Source organism: Agrobacterium sp. LY4 (assembly GCF_001526585.1).
Taxonomy (GTDB): domain Bacteria; phylum Pseudomonadota; class Alphaproteobacteria; order Rhizobiales; family Rhizobiaceae; genus Agrobacterium; species Agrobacterium leguminum.
Genome location: NZ_ASYA01000033.1, coordinates 271,637 through 291,075, shown reverse-complemented (window position 1 = coordinate 291,075; position 19,439 = coordinate 271,637). Strand labels below are relative to the sequence as shown.

The 19,439-nt window shown below is 61.2% G+C and carries 20 protein-coding genes; 14 read left to right on the top strand and 6 right to left on the bottom strand.

Features of this window, described 5'->3' with window-relative positions:
- The first annotated feature begins 1 nt into the window (after window position 1).
- From cobN to L904_RS21520, 5 genes are read left to right on the top strand one after another with little or no spacing between them, the layout of a single operon-like run.
- Window positions 2–3,352 (top strand): cobaltochelatase subunit CobN, encoded by a 3,351-nt coding sequence (gene cobN, locus L904_RS21540; RefSeq protein ID WP_020809834.1) that lies wholly within the window; start codon window positions 2–4, stop codon window positions 3,350–3,352.
- On the top strand, window positions 3,352–4,707 hold the full coding sequence (cobG, locus tag L904_RS21535) for a precorrin-3B synthase (protein ID WP_020809833.1): 1,356 nt from the start codon (window positions 3,352–3,354) through the stop codon (window positions 4,705–4,707). Before cobN ends, cobG begins: the two co-directional genes overlap by 1 nt.
- Window positions 4,704–5,336, top strand: a complete 633-nt coding sequence (locus L904_RS21530; protein ID WP_020809832.1) for a precorrin-8X methylmutase — start codon at window positions 4,704–4,706, stop codon at window positions 5,334–5,336. Before cobG ends, L904_RS21530 begins: the two co-directional genes overlap by 4 nt.
- Window positions 5,333–6,100 (top strand): precorrin-2 C(20)-methyltransferase, encoded by a 768-nt coding sequence (locus L904_RS21525; RefSeq protein ID WP_020809831.1) that lies wholly within the window; start codon window positions 5,333–5,335, stop codon window positions 6,098–6,100. The genes L904_RS21530 and L904_RS21525 overlap by 4 nt, the downstream gene beginning before the upstream one ends.
- Window positions 6,097–6,858, top strand: a complete 762-nt coding sequence (locus L904_RS21520; protein ID WP_020809830.1) for a precorrin-3B C(17)-methyltransferase — start codon at window positions 6,097–6,099, stop codon at window positions 6,856–6,858. Before L904_RS21525 ends, L904_RS21520 begins: the two co-directional genes overlap by 4 nt.
- On the opposite strand, the gene L904_RS21515 is transcribed toward L904_RS21520, so the two are convergent.
- Window positions 6,825–7,607: a cobalt-precorrin-6A reductase gene (locus L904_RS21515; RefSeq protein WP_020809829.1), complete on the bottom strand. Its 783-nt coding sequence runs from the start codon at window positions 7,605–7,607 to the stop codon at window positions 6,825–6,827. The genes L904_RS21520 and L904_RS21515 overlap by 34 nt on opposite strands.
- Here L904_RS21515 and L904_RS21510 point away from each other — a divergent pair.
- The 3 genes from L904_RS21510 to cobM are packed head-to-tail and all read left to right on the top strand — an operon-like array spanning window position 7,606 to window position 10,048.
- On the top strand, window positions 7,606–8,865 hold the full coding sequence (locus L904_RS21510) for a bifunctional cobalt-precorrin-7 (C(5))-methyltransferase/cobalt-precorrin-6B (C(15))-methyltransferase (protein ID WP_020809828.1): 1,260 nt from the start codon (window positions 7,606–7,608) through the stop codon (window positions 8,863–8,865). The two genes, L904_RS21515 and L904_RS21510, sit on opposite strands and share 2 nt — an antisense overlap.
- On the top strand, window positions 8,859–9,278 hold the full coding sequence (locus tag L904_RS21505) for a cobalamin biosynthesis protein (RefSeq protein ID WP_020809827.1): 420 nt from the start codon (window positions 8,859–8,861) through the stop codon (window positions 9,276–9,278). Before L904_RS21510 ends, L904_RS21505 begins: the two co-directional genes overlap by 7 nt.
- On the top strand, window positions 9,275–10,048 hold the full coding sequence (gene cobM, locus L904_RS21500; RefSeq protein ID WP_020809826.1) for a precorrin-4 C(11)-methyltransferase: 774 nt from the start codon (window positions 9,275–9,277) through the stop codon (window positions 10,046–10,048). Before L904_RS21505 ends, cobM begins: the two co-directional genes overlap by 4 nt.
- On the opposite strand, the gene L904_RS21495 is transcribed toward cobM, so the two are convergent.
- Entirely contained in the window at window positions 10,003–11,133 is a 1,131-nt protein-coding gene (locus L904_RS21495) for a cobalt-precorrin-5B (C(1))-methyltransferase (protein ID WP_020809825.1), read from the bottom strand. The two genes, cobM and L904_RS21495, sit on opposite strands and share 46 nt — an antisense overlap.
- A 58-nt stretch (window positions 11,134–11,191) precedes the next feature.
- On the opposite strand from L904_RS21495, the gene cobA reads away from it, so the two are divergent.
- The 3 genes from cobA to L904_RS21480 all read left to right on the top strand — a co-directional run bounded on the left by cobA (window position 11,192) and on the right by L904_RS21480 (window position 14,765).
- The gene (cobA, locus tag L904_RS21490) at window positions 11,192–11,980 is read left to right on the top strand and encodes a uroporphyrinogen-III C-methyltransferase (RefSeq protein ID WP_020809824.1); all 789 of its coding nucleotides are present in this window, start codon (window positions 11,192–11,194) and stop codon (window positions 11,978–11,980) included.
- Window positions 11,977–13,293, top strand: coding sequence for a cobyrinate a,c-diamide synthase (locus L904_RS21485; RefSeq protein ID WP_020809823.1), 1,317 nt, complete (start codon window positions 11,977–11,979; stop codon window positions 13,291–13,293). The genes cobA and L904_RS21485 overlap by 4 nt, the downstream gene beginning before the upstream one ends.
- Window positions 13,294–13,514: 221 nt before the next feature.
- On the top strand, window positions 13,515–14,765 hold the full coding sequence (locus L904_RS21480) for a cytochrome-c peroxidase (protein WP_031233750.1): 1,251 nt from the start codon (window positions 13,515–13,517) through the stop codon (window positions 14,763–14,765).
- Here the strand turns inward: L904_RS21480 and leuB are convergent.
- The 3 genes from leuB to L904_RS21465 all read right to left on the bottom strand — a co-directional run bounded on the left by leuB (window position 14,746) and on the right by L904_RS21465 (window position 17,083).
- Complete coding sequence (gene leuB / locus L904_RS21475) at window positions 14,746–15,858, bottom strand: 3-isopropylmalate dehydrogenase (RefSeq protein ID WP_031233748.1); 1,113 nt, start codon at window positions 15,856–15,858, stop codon at window positions 14,746–14,748. The genes L904_RS21480 and leuB overlap by 20 nt on opposite strands.
- 222 nt (window positions 15,859–16,080) lie before the next feature.
- Entirely contained in the window at window positions 16,081–16,686 is a 606-nt protein-coding gene (gene leuD, locus L904_RS21470) for a 3-isopropylmalate dehydratase small subunit (RefSeq protein ID WP_020809820.1), read from the bottom strand.
- A 166-nt stretch (window positions 16,687–16,852) separates the two neighbouring features.
- Window positions 16,853–17,083 (bottom strand): hypothetical protein, encoded by a 231-nt coding sequence (locus tag L904_RS21465; protein ID WP_020809819.1) that lies wholly within the window; start codon window positions 17,081–17,083, stop codon window positions 16,853–16,855.
- 110 nt (window positions 17,084–17,193) lie between these two features.
- Here L904_RS21465 and L904_RS21460 point away from each other — a divergent pair, with 110 nt between their 5' ends.
- Window positions 17,194–18,105 (top strand): CoA ester lyase, encoded by a 912-nt coding sequence (locus tag L904_RS21460; RefSeq protein WP_020809818.1) that lies wholly within the window; start codon window positions 17,194–17,196, stop codon window positions 18,103–18,105.
- Window positions 18,102–18,308: a DUF1737 domain-containing protein gene (locus L904_RS21455; RefSeq protein WP_019565981.1), complete on the top strand. Its 207-nt coding sequence runs from the start codon at window positions 18,102–18,104 to the stop codon at window positions 18,306–18,308. Before L904_RS21460 ends, L904_RS21455 begins: the two co-directional genes overlap by 4 nt.
- 19 nt (window positions 18,309–18,327) lie before the next feature.
- On the opposite strand, the gene L904_RS21450 is transcribed toward L904_RS21455, so the two are convergent.
- Window positions 18,328–18,768, bottom strand: coding sequence for a metallopeptidase family protein (locus L904_RS21450; RefSeq protein WP_003520258.1), 441 nt, complete (start codon window positions 18,766–18,768; stop codon window positions 18,328–18,330).
- A 330-nt stretch (window positions 18,769–19,098) separates the two neighbouring features.
- Here L904_RS21450 and rplU point away from each other — a divergent pair, with 330 nt between their 5' ends.
- Complete coding sequence (rplU, locus tag L904_RS21445) at window positions 19,099–19,413, top strand: 50S ribosomal protein L21 (protein WP_003492690.1); 315 nt, start codon at window positions 19,099–19,101, stop codon at window positions 19,411–19,413.
- The last annotated feature ends 26 nt before the right edge of the window (window positions 19,414–19,439 follow it).

The window sequence follows — 19,439 nt, the reverse complement described above, 5'->3', positions numbered from 1 at the left end:
GATGCACATTCTCGCCACCACATCCTCGTCTCTGGACGACCTGATCGAGCCGGTTGATCTCAACCAGCCCCGGTCTGATGTGGTGGTACTGTCTTTTTCGGCAAGCGATCTGGCCGGCTTGGAACAGGCCTGGCGGCGAACAGAGGGTGCGCTCCCCTCCCTGTCAGCCGCCAACCTCTCCGAGCTTCGACATCCCATGTCGGTCGATCTCTGGATCGAAAAGACGGCGGAACATGCCAAGGTTATTCTTATCCGGATTCTCGGCGGTGCGGAACGCTGGCGTTACGGTGTCGATCAGCTTTCCATTCTTGCACGCAGGCGCGGCATCAAGCTTCTGCTTTTGCCGGGTGAGTGCAGCGAAAGGGACGAGAAACTCGAAGCGGCCTCGACCGTCGATCGGCGGATTTTGACCTCGGTCCTCTCCTTCTTTCGCGAGGGCGGGCAGGAGAATATGGATCGGCTTGCCCTTGGTCTCGCCGCTCTTGCAAGAGGCGAGGCATGGCCGGATATCGAAGCCGAACCGCTGCCGAAAGCCGGTTTCTACCGGCCCGGTAGGGGCGTTGTGGATAGGGTGGAAGCCTGCGCGGGTTTTCCCGACGGTGCGCCCGTTCTGCCCATTCTGTTTTACCGTTCCATGCTTCTGGCGGCAGATGCAGCACCGGTGGATGCGCTTTTCGAGGCGCTCTCGCGGCGCGGTTTTGCACCCTTGCCGATTTTTGTCTGCGGTCTGAAGGATAGCGAGGCGATCCGTTTCCTCGAAACGGCGCTGCCCGATCTGAGGCCCGCCGCCATCATTGCCGCCACCGCCTTCGCCAGCCAGACGGATGACAATGGCACAACGCTGTTCGACCGTCTCGGCGTGCCGGTGTTTCAGGTGGTGATGGCGACGACGCGGCGGGACGGATGGGCGGAAAATGCGCGCGGGCTCAATCCCTCCGATCTCGCCATGCACGTCGTCCTGCCGGAACTGGATGGCCGGATTCTCGCCGGAGCAATCTCGTTCAAACAGGCGCGCGTGGATGGCGGCGCGAGTTTGCTCAATGTACCCGAGGCCGATCGGGTCGAGCAGGTGGCAAATCGCATCGCCGCTTTCCTGCGGCTGAGGAATGCCCTTCCACGGGATCGCCGTCTCGTCATTCTGATGCCGGATTATCCCGGTGCGGCGCCCGGACGAACCGGTTATGCCGTCGGTCTCGATGTGCCGCAAAGCGTTCTCGAAATGATGCGCGATCTTGCCGGGGCCGGTTATACGGTCAAGGATATTCCTAAGACCGCGCGGGCGCTGCTCGACTGCGTCGAGCAACAGGAAGCGGCAATTGATCTTTCCACCTACGAGGCTTTTTTCTCCGCCTTGCCGCCGGCATCTACCGCATCCGTAAACGCGACATGGGGCGTGGCAACCGATGACGATGCACTCGTCGATGGCGCATTCCGGTTCCGCGCCGCCCGTTTCGGCGAAGTGTTCGTGGCGCTAGCGCCGGACAGGGGCCGCAATGAGGATCGCCGGGTGGACTACCACGACCCTGCCCTGCCGCCGCGTCACGCGCTTGTTGCCTTCGGTGCATGGATGCAGCGGATTGCGGGTGCGCATGCCATCGTGCATGTTGGCGCGCATGGAACGCTGGAATGGCTGCCGGGCAAGACGGTGGCGCTTTCCCGCAATTGTTTTCCCGAAATCGTTACCGGCTCGCTGCCTGTAGTCTATCCGTTCATCGTTTCCAATCCGGGCGAGGCGGCGGTCGCCAAGCGGCGAATTGCGGCTGTGACCATCGGCCATGTCCCGCCCGTGCTGGTCAATGCCGGGCTTTCGCCAGAACAGTCGGCGCTGGAGCAGCTGGTCGATGAATATGCGCAGGCGGATGGGCTGGATCGCCGCCGGCGTGACCGGCTGGCGAAACTGATCGTCGAAAAGGCGCTGGAGACCGGGCTTGCGGCGCAAGCGGGCGTGGCTGCGAAGGATGATGCCGATGCGGCCCTCTCACGCATCGATGCTTTTCTCTGCGACCTCAAGGATTTCGCCATCAAGGATGGCCAGCATGTTTTTGGCCGCTGTGCAAAAGACGAGACCGATCTTCTGAGGCTCGAAAGCGCCAAATCGGAAAAAGCTGCCCTGCTTGCCGCGCTCGATGGCCGGCATATCGTCCCCGGCCCTTCCGGCGCACCTGCGCGCGGGCGGCTCGATGTGCTGCCCACGGGCCGCAATCTCTATGCTGCCGATCCGCGCACCATGCCGACGCCGACGGCGTTCGAGCTGGGCCGCATGGCGGGCGAAGAGGTGCTGCGCCATCATCTGCAGTCCCATGGCGACTGGCCGAAACATCTGGTTTTCGATCTGTGGGGCAGCGCCAGTCTGCGCAATGGCGGTGAGGATGTGGCGCAGGCGCTGCATCTGATGGGGGCGAGACCGATCCACGACCCCGCCACCGGCCGGGTCACCGGTATTGAGGTTCTGCCGCCGGCGAGCCTGGGGCGGCCGCGTGTCGACGTCACCTTTCGCATTTCCGGCCTGTTCCGCGACATGTTCCCGGCGCTGATCGCGCTTCTCGACGCCGCCGCCAAGGCCATTGCGCGGCGGGAGGAAGCGCCGGGCGACAATCCGCTCGCGGAAGAGGCCGCCACGCTCGGGCATATTCCGGCGCGTATTTTCGGCTCCGCGCCCGGCACCTATGGTGCCGGCATCGAAGAAAAGCTTGCCAGCGGGAAATGGGACGAACGCGAGGAGTTGGGACAGGCCTATCTCGATGCGGCGAGCCACGCTTTCGGCGGTGCGGACGGGCTGGAGATTTTCGAAGATACCGGTTTTGTGGAGCTGGTCAGGCGCGCCGATCTTCTGGTTCATACCGGGGACGATCCGGGCCGCGACCTTCTGGACGGTTCTTCGGATGTCGCCTTCATCGGCGGTTTTTCCGCCGCGAAAGCTGTGCTTGGCGGCGTCGCCGATATTGTTGCGCTGGATACGACAGATCCGGCGCGCCCGCGTGCAAGGTCGATGACGCAGGCGCTGACGCGGGTGGTGCGCGCGCGTGCCGTCAATCCCCGCTTCATTGCCGGCCAGATGCGGCACGGTCCGCGCGGGGCGGCGGAATTCCTCGAGACGGTGGACCGGTTGATCGGCTTTGCCGAAACCACCCATGCGGTGTCCTCCTCGTTGATCGAGGCGCTTTACGATGCCTATTTCGGTGATGAGGATGTGCGCGATTTCATCCTGCGGGAAAACCCGAATGCGGCGCAGGTGATGGCCGCACGCTTTTTATCCGCCCGCCGTCGCGGGCTGTGGCACAGCCGCCGCAACGCGGTGGATGCGGAACTCGAAATGCTGATCCTGCCGCGCTCCCAAAGGGTGGAGGCGTGATGATGGCCGCTGCCGATCCCGTTCAGCCATTCGGCCGCCGTGGCCTCTGCCCGGCCCTGTCCGCTCCCATGCGCACCGGCGACGGTTTTTTGTCGCGGATCGCTTTCGAGGCGGATATCGACCCGCGCGACATGGTGGCGCTTTGTCAGCTTGCCGAGCGGCATGGCAACGGATTGATCGACATTACCGCCCGCGGCAGCCTGCAATTTCGCGGCCTGACACCGGAAAGTGCCCGCGCTCTGGAAAAAAACGTTCTGGCGCTGGATTTGCCGTTGCGTGCGGGGCTCGCGGTCGAGACGTCGCCTCTCGTTGGTCGGGATGACGCGGAGATTGCCGATGGTTTCCCTCTTGCCGAGGAGATTCGAAAAGAGACCGACAGGCTCGCTCTCCATGAAAAGCTTGCCGCTAAAATGTCTGTCGTCATCGATGGCGGCGGGCGCCTCTCCATGGAAGATTTGCTGGCCGATATTCGCCTGAAAGCTGTGTCGCTTGATGGGCGGACCGTCTGGCGATTGCTCGTGGGTGGGCCGGAAAGTAAGTCGTTGAATGCCGGATTGGTCGAGACGGACATAGCGGCGGGTGTCGTCCTGTCGCTGCTCGTCTATCTGGCCGGCGAAGGGCCGCTTGCCCGTGGCCGCGATCTGGACCATTCGACGATAAAAGCGATCTGCGGTGATCGCCTGCTGGATCGGGTGATTGTTGATGACGCCAGAGCGGCTTCTGCGCCTCTGGGACTGATGATGACGGGAAAGGATCGCTTCGCCATTGCTGTCGCGCCTGCTTTCGGGCAAATCCGGGCCTTCGATTTGTCGCATCTCTGCGAACGGGCCGGTACCCTCGGCATCACGGCCCTGCGGCCAGCACCAAACCATAGCCTGCTATTCTTTGGATCGCCCTCTGCCTGCGGCGCATTGCTTCAGATTGCAAGGGCGTCCGGTTTCATCACGACGGCAGGTGATGCCCGCTCTTCCATTGCCGCCTGTCCCGGTGCGCCGGGCTGCGCTTCGGCTTTTCTTCCTACCCATGAATTGGCCGCCTTTGCTTCTGAGGAATGCGCCTCGTTGCTGGACGGCTCCTTCACGCTGCATATTTCCGGCTGCGGCAAAGGTTGCGCGCGCCCCGCGCCGTCGCTTCTCACTTTTTCCGGCGCCGCCAATGGTCTGGCCTTTTCGATTTCGGGACGCGCCGGCGACGTGCCGGATGGCATTTTACCTTTCCAGCATCAGAGGACGGCGCTTTCGCGGCTTGCCCGTCTTTACGAAAAAGAACATAAGCCCGGGGAAAACGCCGCCACCCTGTTTGTCCGGCTGGGCAAACAGGCAATCGGTGCGGCGCTTCGACAGGATGACCGATGACTGACTATGACTATATTCGCGATGGCAATGCGATCTATGAGCGCTCCTTCGCCATCATTCGCGAAGAAGCGGATTTGTCCGCCTTCACCGAAGAGCAGGCGGATATCGCCATTCGCATGATCCACGCCTGCGGGCAGGTGGAGGCGGCCAGCCATTTCCGCTTTTCACCGGATTTTGTTGCCGCGGCACGTGGTGCTCTACGAGCCGGTAAGCCTGTTCTCTGCGATGCGGAAATGGTTGCCCATGGCGTGACGCGCGCGCGCCTTCCGGCTGAAAATGAGGTGGTCTGCACCCTTCGCGATGCCCGCACGCCGGAGCTGGCGAAAACGATTGGCAACACCCGCTCCGCCGCCGCACTCGATCTGTGGGCAGAGAAGCTGGATGGTGCTCTCGTTGCCATTGGCAATGCGCCGACTGCACTGTTCTATCTGCTTGAGATGCTGGAAAAAGGCGCCCCGCGCCCGGCTGCCATCATCGGCATGCCCGTCGGCTTTGTCGGTGCAGCGGAATCGAAAGACGCGCTGGAGGTAAGTTCACTCGGCATTCCCTATGCCATCGTCAAGGGACGCATGGGCGGTTCGGCCATGACGGCTGCCGCCATCAACGCCGTTGCGAGGGCTGGCCTGTGAGCGCGGCGCTTTTCGAACATCCGAAGGGTAAGCTTGTGGGCGTCGGCACCGGCCCCGGAGATCCAGAGCTTCTGACGCTGAAGGCTGTCCGCGCCATTGAAAATGCCGATGTGCTTGCCTTCTTCTGCAAGAAAGGCGGCAGCGGCAATGGTCGCGGTATTGTCGAAGCCTTCATCCGGCCCGGAACGCTGGAAATGCCGTTGGTCTATCCGGTAACCGTCGAAAGCGATAAAAACGGCAGCGATTACCGTGATGCCATCGCCGCTTTTTTCGATCAGTCGGCGAAGGACATCGCTGTTCATCTCGAAGCCGGGCGCAATGTCGCCGTGCTGTCGGAAGGCGATCCGCTGTTTTACGGTTCTTATATGCACCTTCATTTGCGGCTTGCGCCATCTTACCCGGCGGAAGTCGTCGCTGGCATCACGGCCATGTCCGGCTGCTGGTCCATGGCCGGACTGCCGCTGGTGCAGGGCGACGATATTTTGAGCGTGCTTCCCGGTACGCTCGGCGAAGATGTGCTGACGGAACGTCTGTCCGGCACGGATGGCGCGGTGATCATGAAGGTGGGGCGCAACCTGCCGAAGATTCGCCGGGCGCTGGAAAAGGCCGGTAAGCTTGAAGAGGCGCTTTATGTTGAGCGTGGCACCATGGCCAACAGCCATGCGGTGAGGCTCCTCGAACGCGATTCATCGCCTGCACCCTACTTTTCGCTGATTTTGGTGCCGGGCTGGAAAACCAGACCCGCTGGAGGCGAAACGCCATGACCGGCAGGGTGGTCGTTGTCGGCCTTGGTCCCGGCAGTGCGGCGCAGGTGACGCCGGAGGCGCTTGCCGCCGTCGAGGCGTCGGAGGATTTCTTCGGCTATATTCCCTATCTCGACCGTCTATCGCTGAGACCCGATCAACGCCGCCATGCTTCGGACAATCGTGAGGAAATCTCCCGCGCCGAACAGGCGCTGCGGCTTGCAGCTTCCGGCGGCAAGGTGTGCGTGGTGTCCGGCGGCGATCCCGGCGTTTTCGCCATGGCGGCTGCGGTTTGCGAGGCGATCGAAAGTGGCCCCGCCGAATGGCGCGATATCGATTTCTCTGTCGTGCCCGGTGTGACTGCCATGCTGGCCGTAGCCGCAAAGGCTGGCGCGCCGCTTGGCCATGATTTCTGCGCCATTTCGCTGTCGGATAATCTGAAACCCTGGGGCATCATTGAAAAACGGCTGATCGCGGCGGCGGAAGCAGGCTTTGTAATGGCGTTCTACAATCCCGTCAGCAGGGCGCGGCCGCACCAGCTCGGTACCGCTTTTGATCTATTGCGGGTGCATTTGCCCGGTTCCGTGCCGGTGATTTTCGGTCGTGCGGCAGGCCGGGCGGATGAGCGTATTCGGGTCGTGCCTCTTTCGGAAGCCTCGAGCGATATGGCGGATATGGCCACCTGCATCATCGTCGGTTCGGTTGAAACCCGTCTGATCGAGCGTTCCGGCAAAGACCCGCTGGTTTATTCGCCTCGTTTTTCGAGAAGAGAGAGCTGATGGCGAATGGCGGTGAGCGCAGCGGCAATATCCGGCACCGTCACGTCATTCAGGGGCGCGTCGTTCCGCTGTCGCGGCCGGTCGATCATGATGACTGGCAGGCTGAGCTGTCGCGCCGCTTCGATCTTGCCATAGCTCGCGCTGCCACCGGAGTTTTTCGAGACCACCGTGTCGATGCGGTTTTCTTCCAGCATGCGGATTTCGTCGTCCAACGCAAAGGGGCCGCGCGCGGTAATGTAGCGCGCATGCGGCAGTTTCAGTGGCGGCTCCACCGGGTCGACGCTACGGATGAGATAGTTGTGCTGGGGTGCGGCTTCGAAAGGAAGAAGCTCCTGCCGTCCCAAAGCCAGAAACACGCGCCTGCCTTCGCTGCCGAGCGCGGTGACAGCCTGTTCGACAGTGTCGACACCATGCCACCTGTCACCCGGCTGGCGCTGCCAGGCAGGACGCGAAAGGACGACCAGCGGAACTTTGGCAAGCCCTGCGGCCTCAATGGCATTGGCGGAAATCTTCGCCGCATAGGGATGGGTGGCGTCCACCAGAATATCGAAACCCTCGGTGCGAATGAAATCCGCCAGCCCGCCCGCGCCGCCAAAACCGCCGCTGCGCATCGGCACCGGCTGTTCGACCGGCGAGAGCGTGCGGCCGGCCATGGAGAGCAGGATTCGGTAGCCGGGTTCTTCGGCCAGCCTGCCGGCCAGAATACGGGCATCCGCCGTGCCGCCAAGGATGAGTATGGAGCGTGTCATGACGTCTGAATATTCCGGAACGGGTGATGCTTCCACCGAAAAGAAAGAGAAGCCGTGGCTTTCCATCGTCGGCATTGGTGAGGATGGGCTCGGGGGGCTGGGCCGGAATGCGATTGAGGCGATAGAGGCGGCCGAGGTGGTTTTCGGCGGCAAACGCCATCTGGAACTGGCGGCTGCGGCCGTTCGTGGTGGAGCACGGCGCTGGCCGGTGCCGTTCGATACGGATATGAGCGATGTCGTGGCGCTGCGCGGCAAGCGGGTTTGCGTGCTGGCTTCCGGCGATCCGTTTTTTTATGGCGTTGGTGTTACGCTTCTGCGGCGTATCGATGCGGGTGAGACAGTTTGTTATCCCTCGCCCTCCGCTTTCTCGCTGGCCGCCGCGCGGCTCGGTTGGGCGCAGCAATCGGTCGAATGCGTTTCGCTGCACGGACGTTCCATCGATCTCCTGCGGCCGTATCTCCATGCCGGTGCACGGATCATCGCGCTTACCTCGGACGCCCACGCCCCGGCATTGATCGCGGAATTGTTGTCCGATTTGGGTTTCGGCCGGTCGGAATTCGTTTTGCTTGAAGCTTTGGGCGGAGAGCGGGAGAGGCGGCGGCAGGTCAGGGCGGCCGATTTCTCGTTTGCTGATATTGATCCGCTGAACGTGGTGGCGATTGATGTTGTGGCTGATGAGGGTGCGCGTATTCTGCCTTTCACATGTGGGCTTGATGACGGCCTGTTCGAACATGACGGGCAGATCACCAAACGCGAAATCCGTGCCGTGACACTTTCCTCTCTTGCCCCACGGCGGGGCGAGTTGCTGTGGGATATCGGTGCCGGTTCGGGTTCGATCGGCATAGAATGGATGCTGTCGCACCCTTCGCTCCGTGCCATCGCCATAGAACAACACCCGGAAAGGGCGGAGCGTATCGCCCGCAATGCCGAAGCTTTTGGCGTTCCGGGACTTGAGGTCATGATCGGTGCAGCCCCTGCGGCTTTCGAAGGCTTGCCTCAGCCGGATGCTATTTTCATCGGCGGCGGCGGCAGTGAAGCGGGTGTGCTCGAGGGCGCTATGGAGGCTCTGAAACCCGGCGGGCGGCTGGTTGCCAATGCGGTGACGCTGGAAATGGAGGCGGTGCTGCTTGCCGCCCATGCGCGGCACGGCGGATCGATGATCCGCCTGGATGTGTCGCGGGTGGCGGCTGTCGGTTCCATGTCGGGCTGGCGTCCGGCAATGCCGGTGACGCAGTGGAGCTGGACCAAGCCATGGTGACAGTGGCTGGCATAGGCTGCCGCAGAGGCACGGGTTCGGATGCCGTGATTGCCGCCGTGCGCGCTGCGGAGCATGCTTTGGGCATGATGGCGGAATGCCTGGCGACTGCGCCGCTCAAAGCCGATGAAGCCGGTCTTGTGGAGGCGGCGAAAAGCCTGTCGCTGTCGCTTGAAATCGTATCGCAGGAACGGCTTGAGGCGGTTGCTTCGAAAACAATGACATTTTCACAGGCAAGCCTAGATCATGCCGGCTCGCCGAGCGTGAGCGAAGCGGCGGCGCTTGCCGCCGCCGGCGAGAATGCAAGACTGGTTGCGCCGCGTCTCGTCGTTGGCGATGTGACTGTGGCCATCGCAACCACTGACGATGCCCCACATGATAGCGGCTGCGCCATAGAACATGGAGAACAACAATGACGGTTCATTTCATCGGCGCCGGTCCGGGCGCCGCCGATCTCATCACGGTGCGCGGGCGCGATCTTATCGCCGCCTGCCCGGTGTGCCTCTATGCCGGCTCGCTGGTTCCGAAGGCGCTTATCGAATATTGCCCACCGGGCGCCCGCATCGTCGATACGGCAGCACTTTCGCTTGACGAAATCGAGGCGGAATTCGTGGCCGCAGCAGAGGCCGGCAAGGATGTGGCGCGGCTGCATTCCGGCGACCTTTCCGTCTGGAGCGCCATGGGCGAGCAGATTCGCCGGCTGGAGCGACTGGGTCTCGATTATACCGTCACGCCGGGCGTGCCCTCCTTTGCCGCTGCGGCCGCCACCTTGCAGCGGGAACTGACGGTGCCGGAAGTGGCGCAGAGCCTTGTGCTGACCCGCATTTCCGGGCGCGCATCGAAGATGCCTGACGGTGAGACGCTGAAGGCTTTTGGTGCGACGGGCGCAACGCTCGCCGTCCATCTCGCTATTCATGCCATCGGCAAGGTGGTGGAAGAGCTAACGCCGCTTTACGGCTCCGACTGCCCGGTCGCCATCGTCGTTCGCGCGTCCTGGCCGGATGAGCGGGTTATCAGCGGCACGCTGTTCGACATTGAGGACAAGCTCGCCGCCGAGCCGGTGGAGCGGACGGCCCTGATCTTCGTCGGGCATGGACTTGCCTCGACGGATTTTCGCGAAAGCGCGCTTTATAGCACCGACTATGTCCGGCGGTTCCGGTCTCCAAAGGAAGATGCGAAGGGCTGATGCGACGGCGTGGAGGCGGTGCGGCCCTTGAACGCGCCCTGACGATCGAACACCAGAATATCGAGCGCAATGGCCGGCGTCTTCAGCGCCGCCGCTGCGGTTACCCAAGCTTTTTCCGCCACGATCGCGCCGAGGTCTATCCCCGCGTGTTCGGCCAGCTCAAAGGCGTGCGCGACCATGTTCGCCTGACGGATGGCAATGGCGAGATTTTCATCTCCTCCGGCTTCCGTCGCCAATGCCGCCAGCGCATCGAGATCGGCCAGCCCCTTCTTGGAGTGCACGTCGAGCATGCCCTGGGCAAGCTTGGTCATCTTGGCGACGCCGCCGGCAATCGTTACCCGCTCGACGGGGTGGCTGCGCAGATATTTCAGCATACCGCCGATGAAATCGCCCATGTCGATCAGCGCGGTTTCCGGCAGATCGTAAAGCGCCTGCCCGGCTTTTTCGGAGGTGTTGCCGGTGGCGCCCAGCACATGGGTGCAGCCGGTGGCACGCGCCACATCGATGCCGCGCCAGATGGAGTGAATCCACGCCGAGCAGGAAAAGGGAATGACAATGCCGGTGGTGCCGAGGATGGAAATGCCGCCGACGATGCCGAGCCTGCCGTTCAGGGTTTTTTCCGCCAGTTTCTCGCCATCGCGGACGGAAATCTCGACCTCGAAATCGGCACTTTCTCCGGCCACTTCGCGAATGGCGGTTTCGATCATCTTGCGCGGCACGGGATTGATGGCGGGTTCTCCCGGCGGCAAGGGCAGGCCCGGCCGGGTGATGGTGCCGACGCCCTTTCCGGCCTTGAAGGTGATGCCGCTTCCCGGTTGACCTCGCCGCACCGTGCTTTCGATCAGCGCACCGTGGGTAACATCCGGATCGTCTCCGGCATCCTTGACGACGCCGGCGCGCGCGAAGTTTTCGCCCTTTTCCTCGGTGGCGAGGGAAAATGCCGGCCTCGCGCCGCTTGGAAGTTCGACCTCGACAGGGTAAGGAAACTCGCCGGTCAGAAGGGCGGCGCAGGCCGCCTTCGTGGCGGCTGCCGCGCAGGTGCCCGTGGTCCAGCCGCGGCGAAGGGTCTTTCCATCCGTATCCATATGAATTTCTATAGCCGGGACGGCTTTTTCCGTCATCGTTAAAAAGCAGCCAATGAGAATGTCGATAGCGCAGATTTTGAACAGCATTGCCGCAAAAGGTCCGGTCTTCGAGGCCGGCCATGTCTGGCTCGCGGGTGCAGGGCCGGGCGATGTGCGTTATCTGACGCTGGAAGTGGCGCTCGCGCTGTCTCAGGCCGATATCATCGTGCGCGATGCGCTGGTGAGCGACGAAGTCATAGCGCTTGGTCCGCAGGCGGAGATTGTTTTTGCGGGCAAAAGGGGTGGCAAGCCCTCCGCGACACAGGATGATATTACCGCTTCGCTGATCGATTTCGCCGGCCAGGGCAAAAAGGTGCTGCGGCTGAAGGGCGGCGATCCCTTTATTTTCGGGCGCGGCGGCGAAGAGGCGGAGGCGCTTGTCCATGCCGGCATTCCGTTTCGCATATTGCCGGGCATGACCTCGTCGTTCACGGCGCTTGCTTCCGCTCGCATCCCCGCCACCATGCGCGGCATCAGCCGCGCCGTGACGCTGGCCACGGGCCACGCTGCGGGCACCGAAGAGGATCTGGACTGGCTGGCGCTGGCGAAAACACGCGAACCCATCGTCGTTTATATGGGGCTGAAGAATATCGGCACGATCGCCAGCCTTTTGATACAGGGCGGCCGTTCCGGCGAAACGCCGGTCGCCGTCATCATGTCGGCAACGACGGCGCAGGAGCGGATTTTCATCGGTACGCTGAAAAGCATAGCTGACGATGCAAAACGAGAAAATTTCGAAGCGCCGGCTTTGATCGTCATCGGCGAGATTGTTTCGATGCGGGCGCGCCTTGGAGTTTCCGACTCATGACGGTGCGGGCGATCATCATTGGTGCGCCGCGCTCGGGTTCCGGCAAGACCAGCGTGACCATCGGCTTGCTCCGGGCCTTTGCCCGACGCGGTATCAAGGTGCGCGGCATCAAGACGGGTCCTGACTACATCGATCCCGGTTTCCATGCCTTTGCCACCGGCACATTGGGTCTTAATCTGGATAGCTGGGCCATGCGGCCGGAATTGCTGCGGCATCTGTTTTCGCAGCAGACCGAGGATGCGGAACTCGTTCTGATTGAAAGCGCCATGGGCCTGTTCGACGGTATTCCGGTTGCTGAAAATCGCACGGGTTCGGCGGCGGATCTGGCGCGGCTGTTCGGAATTCCGGTGCTGCTGGTGCTGGATGTGTCCGGCCAGTCGCAGACGGCTGCTGCCGTCGCCCATGGTTTTGCTCACTACGATCCGGCCGTTACCATGGCGGCGGTGGTGCTAAATCGGGCGGGCAGCGAAAGACACCGGACGCTGTGCACGGAAGCCATCGAAAAAATCGGCCTTCCCGTTGCCGGCTGCGTGTTGCGTGATCCTTCGCTCATCCTGCCCGAACGGCATCTGGGGCTGGTGCAGGCCAGCGAACATCCGGAGATCGATGCGCATATCGAACGGCTGGCGGATGCGATGGAAAAATCCATCGATCTCGATGCCCTGCTTTCACTCGCCGCGCCGGTGAATGTGCCTTCCGGCTCAGTGGATGCGGCGATTGCGCCGCCCGGCCAGCGCATTGCGCTGGCGGAGGATGCGGCGTTCACTTTCCTTTATCCGCATCTCAGGAAGCATTGGCAGGCGGCCGGGGCCGAGATCGTGCCGTTTTCCCCGCTCGCGGACGAGGCGCCCGACGGGAACTGCGATATTTGCTGGCTGCCGGGTGGGTATCCCGAGCTTTTTGCCGGAAAGCTTGCGGATGCGGCTGGTTTCAAGGCGGGTATTGCCCGCTTTGCTGCGACAAAGCCCGTTCATGGCGAGTGCGGCGGTTACATGGTGCTCGGAGAGGCGCTGGAAGATGCGGATGGCGTGACCCATGCCATGACCGGGCTTCTGTCCCATGCCACCAGCTTTGCGACCCGCAAGATGAATCTCGGCTACCGGCAGGCAACAATCGCGGCAAGCGGACCGCTCGGCATGGCGGGGGATGTTCTGCGCGGCCATGAATTCCATTATGCGCGGGTTACCGATCCCGGCCGCGATGAGCCCTTCGCCCAGATTGCTGACGGGCAGGGTCGTCCGCTCGGGCCATCGGGCGGCAGGAGAGGTTTTGTCTCGGGCACCTTTTTCCACGCGATCGCCAGAGGCGGTTGATCGTTTCCGGGTGTTGTCCGTGGACCTGCGGCAAAGTGGACCAAGCTGCGAAAGTTTGTAGGCCTGGATCACGGGAAAGTGCTATAGATTCTTTATAGGGCATGGAAGAGCGGAGTTATCTCCCGTGATCCATGTTCGGTGAAGCGCAGCAGGACCGAAAGCCGCTTCATATGTCCCGGTCCGAACCTGCTCTCGCGCATTTATATCGAGCGTGCCTACCGATGATGAAACCCGGATTTTTTGTCTCCGCTGCTCTTGCCGCATCCATTCTGCTGGCCCCCTTGGGCACCGGTGTCGATGGTATGGCTGCCCACGGCGGTGAAGACTATGCGACGCTGGAAAAGCTCGGTGCGGCACTGTTCGACGATCCCAGTCTTTCGATGAACCGCACCATGGCCTGTTCCACCTGCCATATGCAGGCCGCCGGTTTTTCCGATGCGCGGGAGAGCGATAAGGTCGGGCGGGATGTATCGCTTGGCGATGACGGCATTTCACTGGGCGACCGCAACGCGCCGACTGCAGCTTATGCCCGCTTCACGCCGCCTTTCAGCAGGAATGCGGCGGGAGAGTATGTCGGCGGGCAGTTCTGGGATGGCCGCGCCTCCCTGCTTGAAGATCAGGCGGGCGGTCCGCCGCTCAATCCCCTCGAAATGGGCATGCCGGACAAGGCCTCGGTCGTCAAACGGCTCAGGGAAAACCCGGATTATGTCGCGGCTTTCGGCACGCAGTTCGGCAAGGATGTTTTTGCGAGCGACGACACCGCCTATGCCGCGATGACGAAGGCGCTGGCGAGCTTTGAGCGCTCGGATGAGTTCTCCACCTTCGATTCCAAATATGACCGCTTCCTGCGCGGCAAGGAGAAGCTGACCGATCAGGAAGAGCTGGGTCGGGTTCTGATCTCCTCGACGCAATTCACCAATTGCAATACCTGCCATGAAATCCGTGGCGCCAAGGGCCTGGAAGACGGCCTCTTCACCAACCACAAATATTTCAATATCGGCGTTCCCGCCAATATATCGGTTCGGGCCGTGAACGGTTCCAAGCCGGGCGCGGTCGATCTGGGGCTGGCGCAAAATCCTGAAGTTGCCGGCGATGCCGCCCAGCGTGGCAAGTTCAAAGTGCCGACGTTGCGCAATGTCGCCGTCACCGGTCCTTACATGCACAATGGCGTGTTCAAGGATTTGCGCACGGTGGTGCTGTTTTACGTGAAATATAAAAGCAAGAAGCCGAGCCGCCAGATCAATCCGGAAACAGGCAAGACGTGGGATGCGCCGGAAGTGCCTGAAAATATCGCCATGGCGGAACTGACATCCGCGCCGGCGCTGGACGACAAGCGTGTGGACGCCATCGTCGCCTTTCTGAAGACGCTGACTGACAAAAGATACGAGCATCTTCTGCCGAAGGAAGATGGGCAGGCAAAGGTGCCGCCTGCCCAGCCGGTTTCGTCGAGCGTTACGCCGAAAGCGCCTTGAATTCGGCGAGAACCGCATCACCCATTTCGGAGGTTCCGACCTGGCGGCTGCCCTCGGCCATGATGTCGGCCGTGCGGATGCCCTTGTCGAGCACGTTTGCGATCGCTGCTTCGAGCTTCGTTGCCTCATCCACCATGTTGAACGAGTAACGCAGGCACATGGCGAAGGACGCGATCATGGCGATGGGGTTGGCGATGCCCTTGCCGGCAATGTCAGGAGCCGAACCGTGCACCGGCTCATACATGGCCTTGCGCTTGCCGGTCTTGGCGTCAGGTGCGCCAAGCGAAGCGGAGGGCAGCATACCGAGTGAGCCGGTGAGCATGGCGGCGACGTCGGAGAGCATGTCGCCGAAGAGATTGTCGGTGACGATCACGTCGAACTGCTTGGGCTTGCGCACCAGCTGCATGCCGCCGGCATCGGCCAGCATATGTTCCAGCTGAACATCCCTAAACTTGGCGGCGTGGGTTTCGGTGACCACCTGGTTCCACAAAACGCCTGACTTCATCACGTTGCGCTTTTCCATCGAGCAGACGCGGTTGTCGCGGGTGCGGGCCAGTTCGAAAGCGACGCTGGCAATGCGCTCGATTTCGAAAGTGTCGTAGATCTGCGTGTCGATGCCGCGCTTCTGGCCGTTGCCGAGATCGATGATCTGCTTCGGCTCACCGAAATAAACGCCGCCCGTCAGCTCGCGGACGATGAGGATATCGAGGCCTTCGACCAGTTCCGGCTTCAGCGAAGAGGCTGCGGCAAGTGCCGGGTAGCAGATGGCCGGGCGCAGATTGGCGAAAAGCTCGAGATCCTTGCGCAGGCGAAGCAGGCCCGCTTCCGGGCGGTGCTCGTAGGGCACGCCATCCCATTTCGGGCCGCCGACGGCGCCGAACAGGATCGCATCGGCAGCAAGCGCCTTTTCCATATCCGCATCGGAAATCGCCACGCCATGGGCGTCATAGGCAGAGCCGCCGACCAGACCTTCCGAGACGGTGAAACCGGCATTGTGCGCGCTGTTCATATAATCGATCAGCTTGCGAACTTCGGCCATGGCTTCGGGGCCGATACCGTCACCGGGCAGCAGGAAAAGCGAACGGACTGTCATGAGAAACCCTCCTTGGGCGGCGCGCCGAAAAACATCCTGAAGGGTTTTCGATTGCGGCGAGCGCGGCGTCAAACTCATTCCGTCCTGCACATGGCAAATCGTGTCGCAGCCGGACGGGATGGGAGGTCTCTTATCTCCGCCTCAAGGGCTTTTCAAGCAAAGCAAAAGCCGATCTGGTACGGTTTGGTACGGGATCGGCTTTTTTGAAGAGCAGAAATGTGGTCAGGCCCAGGGGCGGACCGAGGCGTTTGCCTTTTCGAACGTGTCGATAGCGCCCGAATGTTCGAGCGTCAGGCCGATATCGTCCAGACCGTTCAGCATGCAGTGACGCTTGAATTCATCGATCTCGAAGGTGATCGTGCCGCCATCGGGGCCGCTGATTTCCTGACTTTCCAGATCGACGGAGAGAACGGCATTCGATCCGCGCGACGCATCGTCCAGCAACTTTTCGAGGTTCTCGGGGCTGACGACGATCGGCAGGATGCCGTTCTTGAAACAGTTATTGTAGAAGATGTCGGCGAAGCTGGTGGAGATCACGCAGCGGATGCCGAAATCGAGAAGCGCCCATGGCGCATGTTCGCGCGAAGAGCCGCAACCGAAATTGTCACCCGCGACAAGAATCTGGGCGTTCTGGTAGGCGGGCTTGTTCAGTACGAAATCCGGATTGGGCGAACCATCCTCGAGATAACGCGACTCGGCGAAGAGGCCCTTGCCGAGGCCGGTGCGCTTGATGGTCTTCAGATAGTCTTTCGGAATGATCATATCGGTGTCGATATTGACCACCGGCATGGGCGCGGCAACGCCCGTCAGCTTGGTGAATTTTTCCATCTGTCGCTTCCCGTGTTTCCCTTCAACAAAATCCGGGGCTGGTTAAAGCTCACCGGACGTGTTCTGCCGGGAAATACTGCAAAACTCATCACTTTAGAAGCGCAAACCCGCATTCTTCAGTACGCCGTGCGCGGCGCTCTGGCATTTTTGCCGACTTGAGACGATCTCAGAGATCGATAATCGTGCCCTTACCGTCGTTCCAGACGCGCATATCGCGCTGGTTACGGGGCTTGACCGGAATGGGGGCCGGCTTCAGACGCGCGGAAAGCAGGCGAGCAGCACTGAGAACCGCGAGCACGCCGATGAAAGCGACCGTGAGCGACGCGGTGAACAGGGCGACTATCGCCAGAATTGCAATGCCGGATGCGGCGATGAAAAACGAACGTATGCCTTGCATGATCCAAACCTTTCTATCCAGACGAATGTGGGCCTTCTTCTTCCGGCTTGCAAGAGGATTCAGTGGATTGTCAGCTTGCAGATGTCACAAAAGCTTGACACAAGTGCGGCATGGTCAACTTTTCCGAAAATATTCTTGTGAGACCACGTCGTTCGTTGCTCTCCGTGCCGGCCATCAATGTCCGGGCACTGGAAAAAATCCGCGATCTCGATTGTGACGGGGTGATCCTCGATCTGGAGGATTCGGTCGCACCCGGGATGAAGGACGAGGCGCGGGACAATCTGCAAAAGCTGTTTTCGGAAGCGCCTTTTGCAGCGGGCGAGACCATTATCCGCATCAACCCGCTTTCCACGCCGGATGGGAAGGCGGATTTGCAGCTTGCGCTTTCCTGCCGGCCGGATGCAATTCTTTTGCCGAAGGTGGAGCAGCCGGCCGATATTCACGAGGTGGCTGATCTTCTGGCCGAGGCGGATGTGCCGGAGCACCTGAAAATCTGGGCGATGATCGAAACGCCGCTTGGTGTCCTGAATGCCGCCTCAATTGCTGACGCTGCCCATACGCCGGATGCGCGGCTTTCGGCTTTTCTCATCGGGCTCAACGACCTGCGCAAGGAAACGCGGGTTCCAGCCCTTCCCGGACGCACTTATCTCGTACCCTGGATGATGCAGGTGGTGCTTGCCGCCCGTGCCTATGGTCTGGATGTCATCGACAGCGTCTCGAACGATTTCCGCGATATCGCCGCTTTCGAAGCCGAATGTGAGCAGGGTCGCGCCATGGGTTTCGATGGCAAGATGCTGATCCATCCGGCCCAGATCGAGCCGGCCAATCGGCGCTTTGCCCCGGACGATGCCGCTGTTGCGGAAGCCCGCGAGATCATTGCCGCTTTCGCAAAACCGGAATCTGTGGAATTGAACGTCATCAACATGAACGGTCGGATGATCGAACGGCTGCATGTGGGGCAGGCCGAGAGGCTGGTCGCCATGGCCGATATCATCGCACAAAGAGAGGCAAATAAGACGTGAAGGTCTATCGTTTCATAACCGGTCCCGACGACGCGAAATTCTGTCACCGGGTCACCGAGGCGTTGAACAAGGGTTGGGAACTGGCCGGCTCACCGAGCTATGCCTTCAATGCCGCAAGCGGCATCATGCATTGCGGCCAGGCCGTGACCAAGGTGGTCGAGGGCAAGGAATACCATCCGGATATGAAGCTCGGCGAGCAGTGAGCGGTGCTAGCCGCCCCGATCAGCGATCGGCGGCGGCCTCGTCGGCGCTTTCTTCGATCCGCTCCATGTCGTCGTCCGACAGGCCGAAATGGTGGCCGATTTCGTGGATGAGGACATGGGTGATGATATCGCCCAGCGTCTCCTCGTTCTCGGCCCAGTAGTCGAGAATCGGACGGCGATAAAGCGTGATGCGGTTCACCATCTCGCCCGTTTCCATGGTGAAACGTTCGGAGATGCCGCGTCCTTCGAACAGTCCGAGAAGATCGAAGGGTGTTTCGAGCGCCATGTCTTCGAACACGTCATCGGTCGGAAAATCGGCGATCTCGATGATGAGATCTTTCGTCAGCGCGCGAAATTCTTCCGGCAGGTGGCCATATGCCTCGATCGCAAGCGACTCGAAGGCGGAAAGTGTCGGCGCATGGCGGTCCCGCCAATCGTCGGTCTGGTCTATGCGGGCCATTTCTGCTCCTTGTTGGAAGGCCCATATAAACACTTGCTGGACAAATTTCGAGACCCGACTGCTTCACCCGCCGAAAAAGCATGAAATTCTTGGCGTTACAGTTACTTTTCAAGCCGTCGTCATCTTGACATAAACGGGCGTCTCGCGTAATCGGCACCCAAATTGATGGCGTAGTGCGCCTTCTGTTTATTCCGCCCTTCAAAAGGCGGCTTCACCGGCAGACATTCAAAGGGGCATTCAGTCCTGACGGATTTCCGCTACTCCGACTGATAAAAAGACGGCCAGCTTGCATTTGCGGGCAGAGCCGGAACGAACATGAAAGGATAAAAAATGTTCGCAGTCATCAAGACCGGCGGTAAGCAGTACCGCGTAGCGGCCGACGCCGTGCTGACCATCGAAAAGCTGGAAGCAGAGGCAGGCGCAACTGTAGAATTCACCGAAGTTCTCGTTGTTGGCGAAGGCGCCGACGCCAAGTTCGGTGCTCCCTTCGTGAAGGGCGCCATCGTCAAGGCTGAAGTTGTCGAGCACAATCGCGGCAAGAAGGTCATCGCCTTCAAGAAGCGTCGTCGTCAGAACTCCAAGCGTTCGCGCGGCCATCGTCAGCATCACACTGTCGTCCGCATTACGGACATCGTTGCTGCCTGATCGGCGCGACACGGGAAACAAGGTTT

Bases quoted from the DNA above. Each gene is read 5' to 3' on its own strand.
- cobN (WP_020809834.1), top strand. From the start codon at position 2: ATGCACATTCTCGCCACCACATCCTCGTCTCTGGACGACCTGATCGAG.
- cobG (WP_020809833.1), top strand. From the start codon at position 3,352: ATGATGGCCGCTGCCGATCCCGTTCAGCCATTCGGCCGCCGTGGCCTC.
- L904_RS21530 (WP_020809832.1), top strand. From the start codon at position 4,704: ATGACTGACTATGACTATATTCGCGATGGCAATGCGATCTATGAGCGC.
- L904_RS21520 (WP_020809830.1), top strand. From the start codon at position 6,097: ATGACCGGCAGGGTGGTCGTTGTCGGCCTTGGTCCCGGCAGTGCGGCG.
- L904_RS21510 (WP_020809828.1), top strand. From the start codon at position 7,606: ATGACGTCTGAATATTCCGGAACGGGTGATGCTTCCACCGAAAAGAAA.
- L904_RS21515 (WP_020809829.1), bottom strand. From the start codon at position 7,607: ATGACACGCTCCATACTCATCCTTGGCGGCACGGCGGATGCCCGTATT.
- L904_RS21505 (WP_020809827.1), top strand. From the start codon at position 8,859: ATGGTGACAGTGGCTGGCATAGGCTGCCGCAGAGGCACGGGTTCGGAT.
- cobM (WP_020809826.1), top strand. From the start codon at position 9,275: ATGACGGTTCATTTCATCGGCGCCGGTCCGGGCGCCGCCGATCTCATC.
- L904_RS21495 (WP_020809825.1), bottom strand. From the start codon at position 11,133: ATGGATACGGATGGAAAGACCCTTCGCCGCGGCTGGACCACGGGCACC.
- cobA (WP_020809824.1), top strand. From the start codon at position 11,192: ATGTCGATAGCGCAGATTTTGAACAGCATTGCCGCAAAAGGTCCGGTC.
- L904_RS21485 (WP_020809823.1), top strand. From the start codon at position 11,977: ATGACGGTGCGGGCGATCATCATTGGTGCGCCGCGCTCGGGTTCCGGC.
- L904_RS21480 (WP_031233750.1), top strand. From the start codon at position 13,515: ATGATGAAACCCGGATTTTTTGTCTCCGCTGCTCTTGCCGCATCCATT.
- leuB (WP_031233748.1), bottom strand. From the start codon at position 15,858: ATGACAGTCCGTTCGCTTTTCCTGCTGCCCGGTGACGGTATCGGCCCC.
- leuD (WP_020809820.1), bottom strand. From the start codon at position 16,686: ATGGAAAAATTCACCAAGCTGACGGGCGTTGCCGCGCCCATGCCGGTG.
- L904_RS21465 (WP_020809819.1), bottom strand. From the start codon at position 17,083: ATGCAAGGCATACGTTCGTTTTTCATCGCCGCATCCGGCATTGCAATT.
- L904_RS21460 (WP_020809818.1), top strand. From the start codon at position 17,194: ATGGTCAACTTTTCCGAAAATATTCTTGTGAGACCACGTCGTTCGTTG.
- L904_RS21450 (WP_003520258.1), bottom strand. From the start codon at position 18,768: ATGGCCCGCATAGACCAGACCGACGATTGGCGGGACCGCCATGCGCCG.
- rplU (WP_003492690.1), top strand. From the start codon at position 19,099: ATGTTCGCAGTCATCAAGACCGGCGGTAAGCAGTACCGCGTAGCGGCC.